16 protein-coding genes, 1 tRNA gene and 1 pseudogene are annotated in these 18,941 nt (G+C 74.9%); 3 read left to right on the top strand and 15 right to left on the bottom strand.

What is annotated here, in order from left to right; all coding sequences use genetic code 11:
- Positions 1-27: 27 nt before the first annotated feature.
- Positions 28-540 carry a polyketide cyclase gene (locus tag DMP15_RS00725; protein WP_073575793.1) on the bottom strand — a complete coding sequence of 171 codons (513 nt, stop codon included), beginning with the start codon at positions 538-540 and terminating at the stop codon, positions 28-30.
- A gap of 9 nt (positions 541-549) precedes the next feature.
- Here DMP15_RS00725 and DMP15_RS30245 point away from each other — a divergent pair.
- Positions 550-1,211: pseudogene (locus DMP15_RS30245) on the top strand (SDR family NAD(P)-dependent oxidoreductase).
- Positions 1,212-1,264: 53 nt separating this feature from the next.
- On the opposite strand, the gene DMP15_RS00710 reads toward DMP15_RS30245, so the two are convergent.
- Both DMP15_RS00710 and DMP15_RS00705 read right to left on the bottom strand, forming a co-directional pair.
- Positions 1,265-1,338 (bottom strand) — tRNA-Pro (locus tag DMP15_RS00710).
- 37 nt (positions 1,339-1,375) lie between these two features.
- A complete protein-coding gene (locus DMP15_RS00705) occupies positions 1,376-2,326 on the bottom strand; it encodes a metallophosphoesterase (protein ID WP_073575794.1) in 951 nt (316 codons plus the stop codon).
- 38 nt (positions 2,327-2,364) lie between these two features.
- Between DMP15_RS00705 and DMP15_RS00700 the strand changes: the two genes are divergently transcribed.
- Entirely contained in the window at positions 2,365-2,838 is a 474-nt protein-coding gene (locus tag DMP15_RS00700) for a GatB/YqeY domain-containing protein (protein WP_073575795.1), read from the top strand.
- Between the two features lie 68 nt (positions 2,839-2,906).
- On the opposite strand, the gene topA is transcribed toward DMP15_RS00700, so the two are convergent.
- From topA to DMP15_RS00675, 5 genes are all read right to left on the bottom strand, one after another.
- Positions 2,907-5,831, bottom strand: a complete 2,925-nt coding sequence (gene topA / locus DMP15_RS00695) for a type I DNA topoisomerase (RefSeq protein ID WP_073575796.1) — start codon at positions 5,829-5,831, stop codon at positions 2,907-2,909.
- A 231-nt stretch (positions 5,832-6,062) separates the two neighbouring features.
- The gene (locus DMP15_RS00690; protein WP_202417815.1) at positions 6,063-6,653 is read right to left on the bottom strand and encodes a hypothetical protein; all 591 of its coding nucleotides are present in this window, start codon (positions 6,651-6,653) and stop codon (positions 6,063-6,065) included.
- 75 nt (positions 6,654-6,728) lie between these two features.
- Positions 6,729-7,331 carry a hypothetical protein gene (locus tag DMP15_RS00685; RefSeq protein WP_062399624.1) on the bottom strand — a complete coding sequence of 201 codons (603 nt, stop codon included), beginning with the start codon at positions 7,329-7,331 and terminating at the stop codon, positions 6,729-6,731.
- A 74-nt stretch (positions 7,332-7,405) separates the two neighbouring features.
- The gene (locus tag DMP15_RS00680) at positions 7,406-8,011 is read right to left on the bottom strand and encodes a hypothetical protein (protein ID WP_073575800.1); all 606 of its coding nucleotides are present in this window, start codon (positions 8,009-8,011) and stop codon (positions 7,406-7,408) included.
- A 119-nt stretch (positions 8,012-8,130) separates the two neighbouring features.
- The gene (locus DMP15_RS00675) at positions 8,131-10,434 is read right to left on the bottom strand and encodes a sodium-translocating pyrophosphatase (protein ID WP_073575802.1); all 2,304 of its coding nucleotides are present in this window, start codon (positions 10,432-10,434) and stop codon (positions 8,131-8,133) included.
- 367 nt (positions 10,435-10,801) lie between these two features.
- Here DMP15_RS00675 and DMP15_RS00670 point away from each other — a divergent pair, with 367 nt between their 5' ends.
- Positions 10,802-13,345 (top strand): DEAD/DEAH box helicase, encoded by a 2,544-nt coding sequence (locus tag DMP15_RS00670; RefSeq protein ID WP_337825341.1) that lies wholly within the window; start codon positions 10,802-10,804, stop codon positions 13,343-13,345.
- A 374-nt stretch (positions 13,346-13,719) separates the two neighbouring features.
- Here the strand turns inward: DMP15_RS00670 and DMP15_RS00665 are convergent, their stop codons facing one another.
- The 7 genes from DMP15_RS00665 to ssd are packed head-to-tail and all read right to left on the bottom strand — an operon-like array spanning position 13,720 to position 18,673.
- Entirely contained in the window at positions 13,720-14,154 is a 435-nt protein-coding gene (locus DMP15_RS00665; protein ID WP_073575805.1) for an Rv3654c family TadE-like protein, read from the bottom strand.
- On the bottom strand, positions 14,151-14,666 hold the full coding sequence (locus DMP15_RS00660) for a TadE family type IV pilus minor pilin (protein ID WP_073575806.1): 516 nt from the start codon (positions 14,664-14,666) through the stop codon (positions 14,151-14,153). The genes DMP15_RS00665 and DMP15_RS00660 overlap by 4 nt, the downstream gene beginning before the upstream one ends.
- A complete protein-coding gene (locus DMP15_RS00655; protein ID WP_073575807.1) occupies positions 14,644-14,844 on the bottom strand; it encodes a DUF4244 domain-containing protein in 201 nt (66 codons plus the stop codon). The genes DMP15_RS00660 and DMP15_RS00655 overlap by 23 nt, the downstream gene beginning before the upstream one ends.
- Before the next feature lie 58 nt (positions 14,845-14,902).
- Positions 14,903-15,616: a type II secretion system F family protein gene (locus DMP15_RS00650; RefSeq protein WP_139282820.1), complete on the bottom strand. Its 714-nt coding sequence runs from the start codon at positions 15,614-15,616 to the stop codon at positions 14,903-14,905.
- Positions 15,613-16,434 carry a type II secretion system F family protein gene (locus tag DMP15_RS00645; RefSeq protein WP_073575808.1) on the bottom strand — a complete coding sequence of 274 codons (822 nt, stop codon included), beginning with the start codon at positions 16,432-16,434 and terminating at the stop codon, positions 15,613-15,615. The genes DMP15_RS00650 and DMP15_RS00645 overlap by 4 nt, the downstream gene beginning before the upstream one ends.
- A complete protein-coding gene (locus DMP15_RS00640; RefSeq protein WP_073575809.1) occupies positions 16,428-17,585 on the bottom strand; it encodes a TadA family conjugal transfer-associated ATPase in 1,158 nt (385 codons plus the stop codon). The genes DMP15_RS00645 and DMP15_RS00640 overlap by 7 nt, the downstream gene beginning before the upstream one ends.
- A complete protein-coding gene (ssd, locus tag DMP15_RS00635; RefSeq protein WP_073575935.1) occupies positions 17,582-18,673 on the bottom strand; it encodes a septum site-determining protein Ssd in 1,092 nt (363 codons plus the stop codon). Before ssd ends, DMP15_RS00640 begins: the two co-directional genes overlap by 4 nt.
- Between the last annotated feature and the right edge of the window lie 268 nt (positions 18,674-18,941).

Here is an 18,941-nt window from a genome sequence, read left to right as displayed (position 1 = left end):
TCGCACCCCACCGTGCCCGGTGTGTCGTCAACGACCCCGTGGCCGGCTGTGGCGCTCGGCGAGCCGTCCCAGGTTCAGCAGCTGCCGCCGGGCCATCACGAGGTCGCCGACCGACACCAGCGGTGCGAGCGCGCGGGTGCCGCCCATGACGACCTTGAGCAGCAGACGGGTCGTGTCCGCCCCCTGCGGCGCGAGGACGTAGGACATGACGGCGCCCAGGACGCTGCCGGTGAGCTGCACGCCGGGGTCGACCGAGAGGATCCGGCCGAGCCGCCGTCCGCCGGTCGCGGTGAAGGTGTCCCCGACCTGCGGTTCCGGGAGTCCTACGAGCTCCTGCGGGGATCGGCGTCCGAAGTTGTCGACCCAGTCGTAGGAGTACGGGGCGAGCCGGATCTGGGCGACCCACGGCCAGACGACGGCGGCCGGCGCGGCGACGGAGACGCCCCGCCACGCCTGCAGCGTGGGGGCCGGGACGAGCTCGTCGCACGGGTAGGGGCGGGTGGTCTCGGCGTCGGTCACGCCCCAGCGGTCACCGATCACGGGTCCATCGTGCACCCGACGCCGCCCGCCGTCCGCGCCACGAACCGCGCGGTCGTCGTCACGACCCGGGGTCGGTGGCCCGGACCGCGTACCGCGCCGTCGTGGAGCGCGGCCGTCGCCGAGGCCGAGCACCGGTTCGGCCGGCTGACCGTTCTGGTCAACAACGCCGGCGTCCAGAACCCGCCCGCACCGATCGAGACGACCGAGGCGTCCACGTGGCGGCGTGTGCTCGACATCGATCTGACCGGTGCGTTCTTCGGCATCAAGGCGGTGACGCCGGCCCTGCGCCGTGCGGGCGGCGGGTCCATCACCAACATCGGTTCCGTCATGGGGACCGGGGGACCGCCCACTACGCGCCGTACGTCGCCGCCAAGTGGGCGCTGCGCGGCCTGACCAGGACCGCGGCGCTCGAGCTGGGCCGCGACGGGATCCGGGTCAACGTCGTCCACCCGGGGGTCATCGCGACGCCGTTCATCACCGAGCCCGTCGCCGGAGCCGCCGCCCCCATCGCCGACTTCTACTCGCCCGACCCCTTCGCGGTGCCGCGGCTGGGAGAGCCGGCCGACATCTCGGCGCTGGTGCTGTTCCTCGCCTCCCCGGCGGCGTCCTTCGTGACGGGCTCGGAGTACGTGAGCGACGGCGGCCTGCTGCTCGGCCCGGCCCTCCGGTGAGGCCGTGGAACACGACGAAGGCCCAGGTCCGCCGGACCTGGGCCTTCGTGTTGTCGGGGTGACAGGATTTGAACCTGCGACCTCTTCGTCCCGAACGAAGCGCGCTACCAAGCTGCGCCACACCCCGATGGACACCCGGGTCTCCCCGTGAGCCGTGGAGAACTCTACCCGATGCCCTCCGAGGCCTGCGCGGGGGTTCCCGTCCGCGCATCGGGGCCGGTCGTGCGGGGGACGAGGGTCAGCAGCGAGGCCTCCGGCGGGCAGGCGAAGCGCACCGGCGCGTACGGCGAGGTGCCCAGCCCGGCCGACACGTGCAGCCGCATCCGGCTGCCCCAGCGGCTCGCCCCGCGGGCCCGGGACCGGTCGATCCCGCAGTTGGTGACGAGTGCGCCGTAGCCGGGCACCCGCAGCTGGCCGCCGTGGGTGTGCCCGGCGAGGACGAGGTCGTATCCGTCGGCGGCGAAGCCGTCGAGGACCCGCGGCTCGGGGGAGTGGGTCAGCCCGATGCGCAGGTCGGCGTCGGCGTCGTGGCCGGCGATGCGCGGGTAGCGGTCCAGGTTCAGGTGCGGGTCGTCGACGCCCGCGATCCGGACCGTCCGGCCGTCGACCTCGAGCACGTGCCGGGTGTGGGTGGCGTCGACCCAGCCGTGCTCGCGGAACGCGGCGCGCAGGTCGGTCCAGGGCAGGTCCGCCCCGTGCACCCGCTTCGTGTCCCCGCGGCGCAGGTAGCGGGCCGGGTTCTTCGGGGTGGGGCCGTAGTAGTCGTTGCTGCCGAACACGAACGCGCCCGGCCGCTCCAGCAGCCTCCCCAGCGCGGTCAGCACGCCCGGGACCGCGTCGGGGTGCGCCAGGTTGTCCCCGGTGTCGATCACCAGGTGCGGGTCGAGCTCGTCCAGCGCCGCGATCCACCGGATCTTGCTGCGCTGGCCCGGCGTGAGGTGGAAGTCCGACAGGTGCAGGATCCGCAGCGGCCGCGCACCCTCGTCGAGGACGGGCAGCTCGACCCGGCGCAGCGTCCAGTGCCGCCGCTCGATCCCCGCCGCGTACCCGATGCCCGACGCTCCGAGCAGGGCGGCGCCGGCGGCGGTACGGGCGAGGGTCCCGGCGATACTCACGCGATCCAGCCTACGTCGCGGGACTATCGTGGCGACCCGTGAGCACCCTCAAGGAGCAGCTGCGGGCCGACCTGACCACCGCGATGAAGGCCAGGGACGAGCTGGTGCGGACGACCCTGCGATCCGTCCTGACCTCCGTCGGCAACGCCGAGGTGGCCGGTGACACCGCCCGGGAGCTCTCCGACGACGAGGTCCGCGCGGTCATCACCAAGGAGACCAAGCGGCGCGCCGAGTCCGCCCAGGCCTTCGCCGACGGCGGCCGCCCCGAGTCCGCCGAGCGTGAGCGCGCCGAGGGCGAGGTCCTCGCCCGGTACCTGCCGACCCAGCTCGACGACGACGAGGTGGCCGCCCTGGCGACCGCCGCCGTCGCCGAGGTGGAGTCCGAGACCGGGGAGAAGCCCGGCATGAAGCAGATGGGCCAGGTCATGAAGAAGGCGAACGCCGCCGCGGCGGGCCGCGCCGAGGGCGGCCGCGTCGCCGCCGCCGTGAAGAAGGCCCTTGCCGCCGGCTGACCGGCCCCGCCGACGCGACGGGCCCCGCACCGGATCATCCGGAGCGGGGCCCGTCGTCGTCACCGGTCTCAGGTCGTCGGGGTCGTGCGCGTCCGGGTTCCGGTCGACTTCGTCGGCGTGGTCTTGGCCGCGGTGCTGCGGGTCGTCGTCTTCTTCGCCGCGGCGGTGCGGGTCCCGGTCTTGGCCGCGGTGCTCTTGGCCGCCGTGCTCTTCGACGCCGCCGGCTTGCGGGTCGTCGTCTTCTTCTTCGCCGGGGCCTTCGCCCGCCGCTCGGCGAGCAGCTCGGAGGCCCGGTCGTCGGTGATCTCCTCGACCGAGTCGCCCTTGCGCAGGCTGGCGTTGGTCTCGCCGTCGGTGACGTAGGGGCCGAACCGGCCGTCCTTGATCACCATCTTCTTACCGGTCGAGGCGTCCTCGCCCAACTCGCGCAGCGGCGGCGCCGCGGCGGCGCGGCCCCGCTGCTTGGGCTGCTTGTAGATCTCCAGGGCCTCCTCCAGGGTGACCGTGAAGAGCTGCTCCTCGCCGGAGAGCGACCTCGAGTCCGTGCCCTTCTTCAGGTACGGGCCGTAGCGGCCGTTCTGCGCGGTGATCTCGTCACCGGAGTCCGGGTCCGTGCCGACGATCCGCGGCAGCGACAGCAGCCGCAGCGCATCCTCGAGGGTGATGGTGTCGACCGTCATCGACTTGAACAGCGAGCCGGTGCGCGGCTTCGGCTTGGCCGGCTTCTTCTTGGCGCCCTCGGGCACCTCCGGCTCGGGCAGGAGCTCGGTGACGTAGGGACCGAAGCGGCCCTCCTTCGCCACGATCTCGTGTCCGGTGACCGGATCGGTGCCCAGCTTGCGGCCTTCCTGCGGCACCGAGAACAGCTTCTCGGCGATCTCCTCGGACAGCTCGTCCGGGGCCAGGTCGTCGGGCAGGTTCGCGCGCTGGGACTCGCCGTCGACGATCCGCTCCAGGTACGGGCCGTAACGCCCCACCCGGACGACGACGTCGTTGCCCGCCGCGTCGGCGAACATCGGGATCGAGTTCACCGTGCGGGCGTCGATCTCCTCCAGGTTCGATCCGACGAGCTTCTTCAGCCCCCCGGCCCGGGCGATCTCCGAGCCGCTGCTCGCGCCGTCGGTGCCGAAGTAGAACCCGGACAGCCAGTGCACACGGGAGTCGTCACCGGAGGCGATGGAGTCGAGATCGTCCTCCATCGCGGCCGTGAAGTCGTAGTCGACGAGCTGGCCGAAGTGCTCCTCCATCAGCCCGACGACGGCGAACGCCACCCACGACGGGACGAGCGCGGAGCCCTTCTTCCAGACGTAGCCTCGGTCGAGGATCGTCTTGATCGTCGACGCGTACGTCGACGGCCGGCCGATCCCCATCTCCTCCATCGCCTTGACCAGCGCGGGCTCGGTGAACCGCGACGGCGGGCTGGTGGAGTGCCCGTCGGGCACCAGCTCGGTGGCGGTCAGCGGCTGGCCCTCGGTCAGCTCGGGCAGCCGGGACTCGGCGTCGTCGGCCTGCTGGCCCGACGCCTCGTCGTCGAGGGTCTCGACGTAGGCCTTGAGGAAGCCGGGGAAGGTGATCGTGCGGCCCGAGGACGCGAACACGACCTTCTCGCCGGTCCCCGCGGTGCCCGCGATCCGGACGCTCACGGTGGTCCCGCGGGCGTCGTTCATCTGCGAGGCGATGGTCCGCTGCCAGATCATCTCGTAGAGGCGGAAGTCGTCGCCGTCGACCTCGCGGGCGATGGCACCCGGGGTCCGGAAGGTCTCGCCGGCGGGACGGATGGCCTCGTGGGCCTCCTGGGCGTTCTTCACCTTGCGCGTGTACTGGCGGGGCGAGTCCGCGACGTAGGCGTCGCCGTACAGCTCACGGGCCTGCGAGCGGGCCGCCTCGATGGCCGTCGCCGACAGCGTCGTCGAGTCCGTACGCATGTAGGTGATGTAGCCGTTCTCGTACAGACGCTGCGCGCTGCGCATCGTGCGCTCGGAGGAGAACCGCAGCTTGCGGCCCGCCTCCTGCTGCAGCGTCGAGGTCATGAACGGCGGGTACGGCTTGCGCGTGTAGGGCTTGGAGTCGACGGAGGCGACCTCCATCGGGCGGTCCTGCAGCCCCTCGGCGAGGCGGCGAGCCTCGGCCTCGTTCAGGGTGACGACCTCCGCGGAGCCCTTCTTCAGCTGCCCGAGCGAGTCGAAGTCGCGGCCGGTGGCGACGCGCTTGTCGTCGACCTGCAGCAGCCGCGCACCGAACGAGCGCGGGGTGGCCTTCTCCCCGGCGTCGAGGGTCGCGGCGATGTCCCAGTACTCCGCGGAGCGGAAGGCGATGCGGTCCCGCTCGCGCTGCACGATCAGCCGGGTCGCGACCGACTGGACGCGGCCTGCCGAGAGCTTCGGCATGACCTTCTTCCACAGCACGGGGGAGACCTCGTAGCCGTAGAGGCGGTCCAGGATGCGGCGGGTCTCCTGCGCGTCGACGAGGTGCTGGTCGAGCTCGCGGGTGTTCTCGGCGGCCGCGCGGATCGCCGACTCGGTGATCTCGTGGAAGACCATCCGCCGGACCGGGACCTTCGGCTGGAGGGTCTCCAGCAGGTGCCAGGCGATGGCCTCGCCCTCACGGTCGGGGTCCGTCGCGAGCAGGAGCTCGTCGACGGTCTTCAGCGCCTCGCGCAGCTCCGAGACGGTGCTGCGCTTCTCCGGCGTGACGATGTAGAGCGGGCTGAACTGGTTGTCGACGTCGACGCCGAGCCGCGCCCAGGACTCGCCCTTGTACTTGGCCGGGACGTCCGCCGCGCCGCGCGGCAGGTCACGGATGTGACCGACCGAGGACTCGACGACGTAGTCGTTGCCCAGGTAGGGCTGGATCTTCTTCGCCTTGCTGGGGGACTCGACGATCACCAGGCGGCGCGTCGGGCGGCCGGATGCGTTCGCCGTCGAGGTCGGCTTGCGCGTGCTGCCCCCCGACGTGCGTGCCGAACCCGTCGTTCCCGTTGTCGCTGCTGCCACGTGGTCCTACCTCATCTCCTCGGCTGCGTCGCGGTCCCTGCGACGTCGTAGCCGTTTCCCGACCCCGCACTGTTACACCGTGCGGTCCCGGAGCGTGCCGGGACGGTTGCGCTGAGCGTCTTCTTCGGGGTCGACGATCGCACGATCTCACACCGTCGTCGCCCCGTGTCGTGGCTCGTGCCACTGGGAGCGGGCGAGCCGCCAGCGTAGACCCGGCCGTGGTTCGGCAGGTCAGGCGGCCGGTCGGCCGTGGTGCCGGGGCCACTCGGTCGGGCTCGTCATCCGCGGCGCGGGGCCCACCAGTTCCACCAGTCGGGCCAGTCGGCGCGCTCCGTGCAGACGCAACGCCGGGCCGGGCGCGCCGTGTTCCCCCGGGGCGAGCCGTGCCGGGGGAAGGCCGGCCCGGGTGGCGGCGGCGATCAGCGGGCCGTGCGTCCACGGGGCCTGCGGATCGAGCAGCAGCAGGTGCCCGCCCCGCAGGTCGGGGGTGCCCGCGGAGAGCGCCCACAGCCGGAGCGTGGCGCCGTCGAGCTGGAAGTCCGGCGGGATCTGCTTGCGACCGTCCGGCGTGCACCAGGCGCGGGCCAGCGGGACCAGGTCGCGCCGGAACGCGCTGCGCATCCCGGACGCGCCGGGGGCGAGGGTGACGCCGCGGGCCGCCGCCAGCGCGGCCAGCGCCGTCTCGCGCCCCTCGATCGGCAGCGGGACGTCGAACCGGGCCGTGTCACCGGCGCCGAACCGCTCGATCCGCCCGGGCCCGCAGAGCAGCCCGGCCAGGTCGGTCAGCCCGGCCGGCCGGGCCTCCGCGGAGAACAGCGACATCTGCGGCACCCGCGAAGCATAGAACGCATGTTCGAGCTTGCCCAGCAGGGAGCGCCGGACGGGTGACGCGCCGGGTCAGGCGGGACCGTTGATCTTCTTGAGGGCGACGCACTTCGGCGCGGTCGCGAACGCCTTGTCCAACCGCGGGGTGGGGCCGATCTTGTCCAGGCCCTGGGCGCCGGAGATCGTCCGCAGCTTCTGCTGGGCGCCGTCGAGCTTGCCCTTGAAGCCCTGGACGTCGTTCGGGTCGATCGCGTCGACGTCCTTCTTGGCCTGGGCGATCGTCGTGCCGGACCGGTCGAGCATGTCGCGCACCGCGGTCGCCCACGCGTCGCCGCCGCTCACCGGGGACTCGCCGGCCGCGGTCAGCTGCTTCTTGCCGGTGTCGATGCCGGCCGCGACCTTGCCGAGGTACTCCGACAGCCGCGTCTTGATGCCGGCGAGGTCGGCGCCGTCGTAGTTCGGCGGGGTGTTGAGCGGCTGGTAGTAGGCCAGGGTCGCGCCGCAGACCTTGTCGCCCCAGGCGACCGGGTCGGCGCCGACGCCCGCGGTCGGCCGCGGGGCCGGGTCCGCCGCGGGGGTGCCGGCCACGCTCGACGCGCAGCCGCCGGCCAGGAGCGCGGCGAGCAGGGTGGGGAGCAGGACCCGGGCGGTTCGCGCCGGGCGGGGGGTGGCCATCGTCGGGCTCCAGGGTCGGGGCCCGTCGGGGCCCGGGGCACGGACAGTGGTCGACGGTAGGACGCCGTCGCCGGTCAGCTGCTTCCACCCTCCCCGGTTGGCCCGTTCGGAGCAGCAGCGGGTGCGCCGGGCGGTGGTGTGGCGCGGGCCTGCTCCGCCGACCGGGTGAGATCTGTGCAGGTTGTCGAGGCCCGGAACGCCGAGGCGATCGCCGGGTTGCCGGTGACCTCGTCGAGGGGGCCGGTGGTGCCGCCGAGGCGGGCGAGCGGCTCCAGCGCGGCGGGCAGGTCGCGCTGCACCGCGGCCGGGTCGGCCGGGTCGATGGCGTCGACCCGCGAACGCGCCCCGGAGAACGCCGAGCGGATCTCGCCGAGCCCGCCCTGGAGCCGTGCGGAGAGGGCCTCGCCGTCGTCGACGGGGGCCGGGCCGAGCCGGTCCAGGTCGCCCAGCGCGCCGTCGGCGGCCTGGGTGGTGCGGGTCAGGTAGTCCGAGAGGGCCCGCAGCCGCTGCGCGGGGTCCGGGGTCTCACCGGGGGTGTCGACGGCGATGCGGACGAAGGGCAGCACGGCCGCGCACATCGACTCGGTCCAGTGCTCGACGGTCGGCCCGGAGGGGCCGCAGCCCGCCAGCAGGACGGCCGGGGCGACGAGGAGTCCGGCGAGACCTCGCGATGTCCGCATCGCTCCTCCGTCGGGGTGATCACTGCCGTCCGGCGGAGAGTATCCGAATCGTCCCGCGACGCAGGACGACCGCCCGTCCCGATGGGACGAGCGGCCGCCGTGGTCCTGCGAGGTGTCGGTCAGCCGACCGAGCTCTCGGCCGGGGCGTCGGTGATCGCCGAGGTGCGACGCTTCGAGACCACCACCGCGGCCGCGATGATCACCACGGCGACGATCGCGATGACGATCCGGATCACCGGGTTGGCGTCGGGGGTGGACAGCACCACGACCGCCGGGGCGATCAGCACCGAGACCAGGTTCATGACCTTGATCAGCGGGTTGATCGCGGGGCCCGCGGTGTCCTTGAACGGGTCGCCGACGGTGTCGCCGATGATCGTCGCCTCGTGGGCGTCGGAACCCTTGCCGCCGTGGTTGCCGTCCTCGACGAGCTTCTTGGCGTTGTCCCAGGCGCCGCCCGAGTTGGCCAGGAAGATCGCCATCAGGACACCGGTCGCGATGGCACCGGCCAGGTAGCCGGCCAGCGGGCCGACACCGAGACCGAACCCGACCGCGATCGGGGCGAAGATGGCGAGCAGGCCGGGGGTGGCCAGCTCGCGCAGCGAGTCCCGGGTGCAGATGTCGACGACGCGGCCGTACTCCGGGCGCTCGGTGCGGTCCATGATCCCGGGGTGCTCGCGGAACTGGCGGCGCACCTCGTAGACCACCGCGCCCGCGGCGCGGGTCACGGCGTTCACCGCGAGGCCGGAGAACATGAAGACCACCGAGGCACCGATGATCACGCCGACCAGGGTGTTCGGGCTGAACACCTCGTAGGCGAAGGCCGTCCCGGCGTCCTGCGCGGCGATGTTCACCCCGGCCAGGGCCTGGCTGATCGCGTCGCGGTAGGAGCCGAACAGCGCTGTCGCGGCGAGTACCGCGGTCGCGATCGCGATGCCCTTGGTGATCGCCTTGGTGGTGTTCCCGACCGCGTCGAGCTCGGTGAGGATGTCGACGCCCTCGCCCTCGACGTCACCGGACATCTCCGCGATGCCCTGGGCGTTGTCCGAGACCGGGCCGAAGGTGTCCATCGCGACGATGACACCGACCGTGGTCAGCAGGCCGGTACCGGCCAGCGCGACCGCGAACAGCGACACGACGATCGAGCCGGACAGCAGGAACGCGCCGTAGACGGCCGCGGAGATGACGAGGGCGGTGTAGACGGCGGACTCGAAGCCGATCGAGATGCCGGACAGGATCACGGTGGCCGCGCCGGTCAGCGAGGACTCGCCGACGTCCTTGACCGGACGGTCCTCGGTGCCGGTGTAGTAGCCGGTCAGCTTGAGGATGACCGCGGCCAGCACGATGCCGATGACGACCGCGACCGAGGCGATCAGGCGCGGGTCGCCGGCGAGGCCGACGACGCTGGTGTCGGTCGGGTTCAGCAGCTCGCCGAAGGTGCCCGGGAGGTAGACGTAGGCGGCGACGATCGACAGCACCCCGGCGAACAGCGCCGAGAGGTAGAAGCTGCGGTTGATCGCGCGCAGGGTGTTCTCCCCGGCACGGGCCTTGGTCAGGTAGACGCCGAGGATCGCGGTGATCACGCCGATCGCGGGGACGATCAGCGGGAACAGCAGTCCCTGCAGACCGAACGCCGCTGTGCCGAGGATCAGCGCGGCGACCAGGGTCACCGCGTAGGACTCGAACAGGTCGGCGGCCATGCCGGCGCAGTCGCCGACGTTGTCGCCCACGTTGTCGGCGATGGTGGCCGCGTTGCGGGGGTCGTCCTCGGGGATGCCCTGCTCGACCTTGCCGACCAGGTCGGCGCCGACGTCGGCGGCCTTGGTGAAGATGCCGCCGCCGACCCGCATGAACATCGCGAGCAGTGCCGCGCCGAAGCCGAAGCCCTCCAGGACGCGGGGCGCCTGGCCGGCGTAGACGAGCACGACGATCGCGGCCCCGAACAGGCCGAGGCCGACGGTGAACATGCCGACGACGCCGCCGGTGCGGAACGCGATGCGGGTCGCCTTCTCGCGGCCGCCCGTCTCGCGCGAGGCGGCCGCGACCCGGATGTTCGCGCGCGTCGCGAGCCACATGCCCAGGTAGCCGATGATCGCGGAGAAGACCGCGCCGACGACGAAGAAGATCGACCGGCCGATGCGTTCGCCGAGGTCCTCGGCGGGGAGCGCGAAGAGCAGGACGAACACGATCGCGGCGAAGATCGCGAGCGTGCGGAACTGACGGTTGAGGTACGCCGTGGCGCCTTCCTGGACCGCGCGGCCGATCTCCTGCATGTTCGGGGTGCCCTCGCCGTAGGAGAGCACCTCCCGCAACAGGAGACCGCCGACGACCAGGGCGACGAGGGCGACCACCGCGACCACGCCGACGATGGCGAGGTCCCCGCCGCCGAGCTCGAGGCCCTGGGCGAGGTAGGTGGGCTGGGACATCCGTGTCCTCCCGGTGGAAAGGATCCGGCCGGCGAGGTCCCCGGCGGCCGGGACGGGCCGGTGTGGCTCGGCCCGTCCGGGCGGCGACGGCCTCGTCGGCGTCGACTGGGCCCGGGCGGCGTCCACCGGTGACCGGGCTGGTGCAGTCTAGGAGTGTGGTGCATCCCTCAGTGCGATTGGGATCACAAGACGTAACGAACTGGCAAAAGTGATCAATCCCACACGATGTTGCGACGCAATCCGGGAACTTGCAGATCAACTGCGGTGCAACGACTTCCGCGATCCGACCGGCCGCGGCCCGGCGGCCCGGGTCGGCCACCGGGAGCGACGGCGGAGCGTTCGAACATCTGTGCCATCGTGGTCGGTCGTGGGAGCGACGGCGGAGAGCACACAGGGCCCGGACGGGTCGCAGCGCGGGGTGGAGCTGCTGCGTCGCGTGCTGGCGGGCTCGGGGCTCGACCCGGCCCGTGCCGACACCACGTGGGCGTCCGGTGCCGCCGACACGGACGCGCCGGGGCCGGGGCCGGGTGCCGGGACGTTCGCCGCGCAGGACGGCTTCGACGGTCCTGACGGTCTCCGCGGTTCCGACCGTCCTCACGAATCCCGCGGCGCCGTCGACGACGGGGTCGGCGCCGTCGACGACCCGTTGCGGCACGTCGTGCGGATCCCGGCGCGGGCGGGGAACCCGGTCGACTGGCCGGGCTGGACGCCCGAGCCGCTGCGCACGGCCTGGGCGGCCCGCGGCGTGACCCGCCCGTGGTCGCACCAGGCGCAGGGTGCGGAGCTGGTGCACTCCGGCGCCGACGTCGTCGTCGCGACGGGGACGGCGTCGGGGAAGTCGCTGGTCTACCAGCTGCCGGTGCTCGCCGGGCTGGCCGAGGACCCGCGGGCCACGGCGCTGTACCTCGCCCCGACCAAGGCACTCGCGGCCGACCAGCTGCGGTCCCTCGACGGGCTCGCCCCGGACGGGGTCCGGCCCGCCGCGTTCGACGGCGACACCCCCATGGACCAGCGCGACTGGGTCCGCAGGCACTGCCGGTGGGTGTTCTCCAACCCGGACATGCTGCACCGGTCGATCCTTCCCCGGCACGGACGCTGGGCGACCTTCCTCCGCCGGCTGCGCTACGTCGTGGTCGACGAGTGCCACACCTACCGCGGGGTGTTCGGCTCGCACGTGGCGCTGCTGCTGCGCCGGCTGCTGCGCCTCGCCGCCCGCTACGGCGCGCGCCCCGTGATCGTGCTCGCCTCGGCGACGGTGGCCCGCCCGGAGGAGTTCGCGTCCCGGCTGACCGGACGCGGCGTCGTCGCCGTCACCGAGGACGGGTCCCCGCACGCCGGGCGCACCGTCGCGTTCTGGGAGCCGCCGCTGCTCGCCGAGATCACCGGGGAGAACGGGGCGCCGGTCCGCCGCTCCGCCGGCGCCGAGGTCGCCCGGATGCTCGCCGACCTCGTCCTGACCGACGCCCGCACCCTGGCGTTCGTCCGGTCCCGGCGGGCCGCCGAGCTCACCGCGCTCGGTGCGAAGCGCCAGGTCGCCGAGATCGCTCCGGAGCTGGCCGCGCGGGTGGCCGCATACCGCGGCGGCTATCTGCCCGAGGAACGGCGCGCGCTGGAGGCCGACCTGATGTCGGGCGAGCTGCTCGGGGTCGCGACCACCAACGCGCTCGAGCTCGGCGTCGACATCTCCGGTCTCGACGCCGTGGTGCAGGCCGGGTTCCCGGGCACCCGCGCGTCGTTCTGGCAACAGGCCGGGCGTGCCGGACGGGCCGCCGACGAGGCGCTCGTCGTGCTCGTCGCCCGCGACGACCCGCTCGACACCTACCTCGTGCACCACCCTCGCTCGCTGATCGGCGCGCCCGTGGAGAGCTGCGTGCTCAACCCGGTCAACCCGTACGTGCTCGCGCCGCAGCTGGCGTGCGCGGCCGCGGAGATGCCACTGACCACGGTCGATGTCGAGGAGATCTTCGGAGGAGCCCCCGCGGTGGAGGTCCTCGACGCCCTGGTCGGCGAGGGCGTGCTGCGCCGACGACCGCACGGCTGGTTCTGGCCCGACACCGGCGACGCCCCCGCCGCACACGTCGACATCCGGGGCTCCGGGCTCGGGCAGGTCGCCGTGGTGGAAGCGGCCACCGGGCGGATGCTCGGCACCGTCGACGGCGGCTCGGCCCCGGGCACGATCCACTCCGGTGCGGTGTACCTGCACCGCGGCGACAGCTTCGTCGTCGACGAGCTCGACCTCGACGACGGCGTCGCGCTCGTCCACGCCGAGGACCCGGACTGGCGCACCGAGGCCCAGTCGGTCTCCGACGTCACCGTGCTCGAGGTGAGGGAGCACCGCCGGTACGGACCGGTGCAGGTCTGCTTCGGCGCGACCACGGTGACCAGCCAGGTCGTCGCCTACCGGCGACGCACCCCGGACGGGACGGTGCTCGACCAGACGGCGCTGGACCTGCCGCCGCAGAGCCTGGACACCCGCTCGGTCTGGTACACGATCGACCCCGACGCGCTCGCCGACGCCGGCATCGACGAGGCCCGTCTCCCCGGCGCACTGCACGCCGCCGAGCACGCCGCGATCGGTCTGCTCCCGCTGTTCGCGATCTGCGACCGCTGGGACATCGGCGGTCTGTCCACCGCACTGCACCCCGACACCGGACTCCCGACGGTGTTCGTGCACGACGGGCACCCCGGCGGCGCGGGCCTGGCCGAACGCGGCCACGAGGTGCTGGGGCGGTGGCTGGCGGCGACCCGCGCCGCGGTCCGGGACTGTGAGTGCCGCACGGGCTGCCCGTCCTGCGTGCAGTCCCCGAAGTGCGGCAACGGCAACAACCCGCTGGACAAGACGGGGGCGGTGCAGGTGCTGGACCTGGTCCTCGCCGCGCTGGAAGGCGGTGCCCCGGCCGGTTCGCGGTGATCGCGGAACCGGACGGGGTACCACCGGCCCGCCCGTCGGGGGCGGGGGCGGGCCGGTGGCAACCACGTGCGACGACATCGGACGGGGGCGCCAGGGGCGCTCCGACGTCGTCGCTGTCTGGGGAGCGTGGTCTTCGTGGCGGGGCCGGACCGGACCCTGCCCGTCCCTGCGACTCCCAGTAGGCCCGAGTGTCGCGACGGTGACCAGATGTGGACCGCGCGACGTCGGTGATCGGTCAGGCCCCCACGACGAAACGCGGTCGCGCTGGGACGTTCGTCGTAGGCAATCGTGATGACGGCGTGCTCCGGGGTTCGCCGTCCGTTCATCCGGGGGCGTGGACCGCTCACCGAGATCGTGATCACGTCCGGGGGAGTTCACGACGGCTCCGCGGTGGGGCCGGAACCGTCCACGGTCCCGCTCGCCGGGGGCGGGCCGGTGTCCACGGGAGCCGGGCCTGCACGCGCCCTCGCCCGCGCGGGACCGCGCAGCGGGAGCAGCCCCGACCAGGCGACCCGGGTCTCGACCAGGGCGTCCCAGCCGTCGAGGCTGCAGGTCAGGAGCTCGGCGCCGTTGCGGGCGGCCAGGTCGGCGGCACGTGCGCAGGCGGCGGCCGTGCCGTCCACCGACCGGCCGGCGGCCGCGAGCGCGGACAGATCCGCGGCGGTGGAGGCGACGTGCCGGGCGCGGGTGGCGGCGGCCAGGTCGACGCCGACGATGCCGACGAGCAGCAGCACCGCCGCCGCCGTCGCGGCCCACACCGAGGCGACGCCCGCGTCGTCGCCCCGGCGCGGAGGGACCGGGCGGCTCATGACGCGCCGCCGGGTGGGGTCGACCCGGCTGTGACGCCGGGCCGGGCGGCCCGGGCCCCGGACCGTTCCGCGGCGGTCGTGACGCCGGGTTCGACCGCGGCGGTCGCGGTGCCGCTGATCGTGACCGGGAGCAGCCCGACCGGCCGGACCCGCACCGTCACGACGACGAGATCGCCGTCGAGGCGCAGCTCCGGTTCGGCCCCGGCCGGGGCCAGCTGCGCGGCCACGGCCCGGCCCCGTTCGGTGTCGCCGCGTGCGGTCTGGCGGGCCAGCTCGCGGGCGGCGTCGGCGCAGCGGACCCCGGCCGCCACCGCGGCGACGGCTCCGACCGCCGCCGCGGTGACCGCGACCAGGGTGCCGAGCGCCAGCGCCGCCTCGACGGTGACCGCACCGTCGTCGTCCGCCGGGGAACTCGCCAGGCTGTTCGTGGCGCCGACGGCTGCAGCCCGGCCGATGGTGCGGCGACCACCGCGGCTGGTGCGGTGGGGGTCAGAGCGTCGTGGACAGCGCACGTTGGACGATCCCGGTGAGGGCGGCGAGGACGTCGCCGCCGCTGACGATCGCGTAGAGGAGTGCGGCGAACGCCGCAGCCGCGACGGTGCCGACGGCGTACTCGACGGTGGACATACCGTCGTCGTCGGCGGCGAGTGCGCGCAGCCGGCGGTGCAGCAGGGAACGGGTGGGGGTCATCGGTGTCTCCTTCGTCGGGGGCCCGCGGGGTGCGGACCCGGTCGCCGCGCGGCGGTGGTCACCACCGCGCGAACGCCTCCCCGGCCAGCCCGATCACGACCGGCACGATGCCGAGGACCAGGAAGGCGGGCAGGAAGCAGAGCCCCAGCGGGGCGGTGATGCGGACCGCGGCGCGCTGCGCCCGCTCCTCGGCGAGGTCCGCCAGACCGGCGCGCAGCCGGGCCGCCTCCGCCGCGGCGGAGCGTCCGAGGGCGGCACCGGTACGGGCCGACCGGCCCGCCGCGCGGGCGAACCCGGCGAGTTCGGGGACCGAGCCGGCGGCGGCCCAGGCGTCGTCGGGGTCGGCGCCCAGGGCGAGCAGGCCCGCGACCCGGCGCAACGCCTCCCCGGCCGGGCCGTCGAGCCGCCGGGCCGCGGCTCCGACGGCGTCCGCGACGGCGAGACCGGCGGCCAGACACGTCGCCAGGAGGTCCCAGGCGGCGGCCAGGTCCGCGGAGTCCACCAGCGCGGCCGGCCCGCGGGCCGCCCGCCGGCCGAGCCACAGCAGCCCGCCACCCGTCGCCGCGCCGACGACCGCGCCACCCGCCCCGCCGAGGGCTCCGCCGAGCGCGGCCCCGGCGGGGACCAGCACCGCGAGGACCGCCGTGCGGGGCGGCGCCGCGGCCGCAGCCGTGCCGACGACGGCACGCAGCCCACGCAGCCGTCCCGGCCCGGGACGCCCGCCCCCGACGGCCAGAGCGAGCGCGGCGAGTCCGAGCGCGGCCGCGGTCACGTCGGCACCGCCGCACGCAGGATCCGGTCGGCCCACGCCGCCCCGGCGACCGTGAGGACGACCCCGGTCAGCAGCAGCGCCGGACCGTGCAGACCGGTGCGCAGCACGGTCAGCGGCGCGATACCCATGAGCTGCCCGAGACCGATCCCGGCCAACGGCAACCCGGTCAGCACCGACGCCGTCGCCCGGGGTCCGGCGAGCTGGGCGCGCACCCGGGCGCCGTGCGCGATCCGCCAGCGGATGTCGTCGAGCAGCCCGGCGAGCAGGTCGGCGAGCGGGGCGCCGTGGGTGTCGGCGAGCTCCCAGGCCGAGGCGACCCGTTCGACGTCGCGCCGGGCGGGCCCTCGCGCCGTCCGGCGCAGTGCCTCCGGTACCGGTTCACCGATCCGTGCGGCGACGGCCGCCGGCTCGAGCAGGGCGCGGGCGAGCGGCCCGTCGTGCACGTGCCCGGCCAGTGCGGCCGCGGGGTGCGCGCCGGTGCGCAGCTCGTCGGTGACCCGGGCGAGCGCGTCGGCGAGCTCGGCCGCCGTCGACCCGGCCCGTTCCGCGGCGCGGCGTGCGGCGACCCGGCGCCGAACACCCCAGGCCACCCCCGCCGCGCACACCGCACCGGCGGGGCCCAGGAGTAGCCACCCCAGCGGCGCGGCGAGCAGGGGTAACGGAGGAGCGAGCAGCCGGGCCGTCGGGAGGCCGGCCCCGGTGCCGGTCAGGGCCCGCCACCGGGATCGGCCCGGCGCCGCGGGCAGTGTCAGCACCGCCAGCGCGAGCAGGGCGGGGACCGCCGCGCCCTGCGCTGTCCCGGGCAGTGTGCTCAGCACGGCACACCGACCCCGCGCTCGCGCAGCAGCGTGGCGAGCTCGTCGCGGCCCGGTCCGGCCCCGCTGCCGCGGCTCCAGGCGGCCGTGACGCGGGGGGTGCCGTCGTCGGAGCGGCCCAGCACGCCGATCTCGTCGAGCGTCCGGCCGGCGCCGGGGCGGCGTCGCATGTGCAGTACGACCTGGACGGCGGCGGTCAGCTGCCCGTCGAGCGCGGCGGGGGACATGCCGCCGAGCCCGGCCAGCGCGCGCATCCGGGCCGGGATCTCGCGGACCGAGTTGGCGTGCACGGTGCAGCCGCCACCGTCGTGACCGGTGTTCATCGCGGCCAGCAGGTCGCACACCTCGGCGCCGCGGACCTCGCCGACGACCAGCCGGTCCGGACGCATCCGCAACGCCTGACGCACCAGCTCGCGCAGCGGCACGCCACCCGAGCCCTCGATGTTCGGCGGTCGGGCGACCAGCCGCACGACGTGCGGATGGCGCGGGGAGAGCTCCTCGGCGTCCTCGACGGTGATGAGCCGCTCGCCCGGATCGACCGCGCCCAGCAGCGAGTTGAGCAGCGTGGTCTTGCCACTGCCCGTCCCACCGGCCACGAGCACGGCCAGCCGGGCGGCGACGATCGCGCGCAGCAGGGCCTCGCCGGTCGCGTCGAGGGTGCCGGTCCGCCGGAGCGCGGCCAGGTCGTGTCCGGCGGGGCGCAGCACCCGCAGCGAGATCGCGGTCCCGGCGGCCGCCACCGGTGGCAGGACGGCGTGCAGCCGGACCCCGGCATCGGGGAGCCTGCCGTCGACGCAGGGACTCGCGTCGTCGAGCCGGCGGCCTGCGGCGAGCGCCAGGCGCTGGGCGAGCCGCCGGACCGCGGCCTCGTCGGTGAAGGTGATGCCGGTGCGGCGCAGCCCGTCGCCGCGGTCGACCCAGACGGCGTCGGGCGCGGTGACCAGCACGTCGGTGGTCGCCGGATCGCGCAGCAGCGCGTCGAGCGGGCCCGCTCCGGTGAACTCCTGGCGCAGGGTGCGGAGCGCGGCGAGGACGTCCAGATCGGACGCGACCCCACCGGACTCGGCCCGCACCGCCGCGGCGACGGCGGCCGGCCCGGTCTCGCCGCCGGCGTCGGCCAGCCGGGCCCGCACCCGGTCGACCAGCGGGTTCACGACGCCGCCCGCCGGGAGCCTGCCGTGCCGCAGAGGCGCTCGTGCACGGCCCGGGCCGCGGTGGCGAGCGGACCCCGCCCGGAGCCGGGGGTCCGCCCCCGTTCGAGGGCACCGGCGAGGTCCCGCTCCGGGCGCATGGTCGTGAGCAGTGGCAGCCCGAGGGAGGCGACGACCTCGTCGGGGGTGATGCCGCCGGGGGACGGCCCGCGCACGATCAGCTCCACGGCCCGGGCGTGCTCGGCGAGCACGTCGGCGACCCGGGCGGCCGCGGCGCAGGGCCGCAGCCCGGCGGGGACCACCAGGACGGTCAGGTCGGCGGTGCCGAGAGCGGTGAGTGCGGCGTCGGTGGGGTAGCGGGGCAGGTCGCACACGACGGTGCCGCCCGCGCGACGACCGGCGTCGAGGACCGCGGTGACGGCGGCCGGCTCGGGGCCGTGCGGGGAGCGCGCGCAGGACAGGACCGACAGCGCGGTGCGCCCGGACCCGGCCCGCGGCAGCGCGGCGTGCAGCGACGCGGCGCGCACCCGGCCGTCGCCGACCGACAGCTCCGGCCAGCGCAGCCCGGCCTCCTGCTCCAGCCCGACCATCAGGTCGAGGCCGCCGCCGAGCGGGTCGCAGTCGACCAGCAGCGCGGACTCCCCGGCCCGTGCGGAGGTCAGCGCGACGGCGGTGGCGAGCACCGAGGCGCCCGCTCCACCGCTGCCGCCGACCACGGCCAGCACCCGGCCGGCCCGCCCGTCGCCCGCTGCGCGCTCCCGGGCGTCGGCGAGGATCCCGGCCAGCCCGGCCTCGCCCTGGGGGAGCTGCACGACCCGGTCCGCGCCGAGGGCGACCGCGATCCGCCAGTCCTCTGCGGCGGGCTCGCCGGGGACGGTGATCACGACGCCGTCGCGGCGTGGGAAACCGGCCTCGCCGCAGCGCCGGGCCCCGGCCCGGTCGAGCAACACGACCGGTGCGCGGGCCCACGCACGGCGGGCGTCGGCCGCGTCGACCGCGCGCTGGGCGTCCATGTCGGCTGCCGCGGCGAGTCGCAGCAGCGCGTCGAGCAGCTCGGGATCGTCGGCCACGATCAGGCAGCGCCGGTCCATCGCGTCGTCCTCCACACCGGCCCGCCGGTGCGGGCCCCGGTGTCGAGCGTGCGGTCCCGGGAGGGCCCCGCCGGCCCCGATCGCCGGCCTGTGGACAACGTCGTGGAAACGGCCCGGCCTGTGGACAACCCACGGGTTCCGTCGGTGTCGTGCGGGAGGATGGAGCACGGGGGAGGGCCCTCGCGGGCGCGCCACGGAGGAGCAGAACCGGAGCGGCGGGCAGCTCACCGGGGAGGCGGGCGACCGACACGACCGTGTCGTCCGACCC

This window comes from Pseudonocardia sp. UM4_GMWB1 (assembly GCF_017312155.1).
In the GTDB taxonomy this organism is placed as follows: Bacteria; Actinomycetota; Actinomycetes; order Mycobacteriales; family Pseudonocardiaceae; genus Pseudonocardia; species Pseudonocardia alni.
The sequence above is the reverse complement of the archived record's forward strand: the minus strand, read 5'-3'. Positions and strand labels throughout refer to the sequence as shown.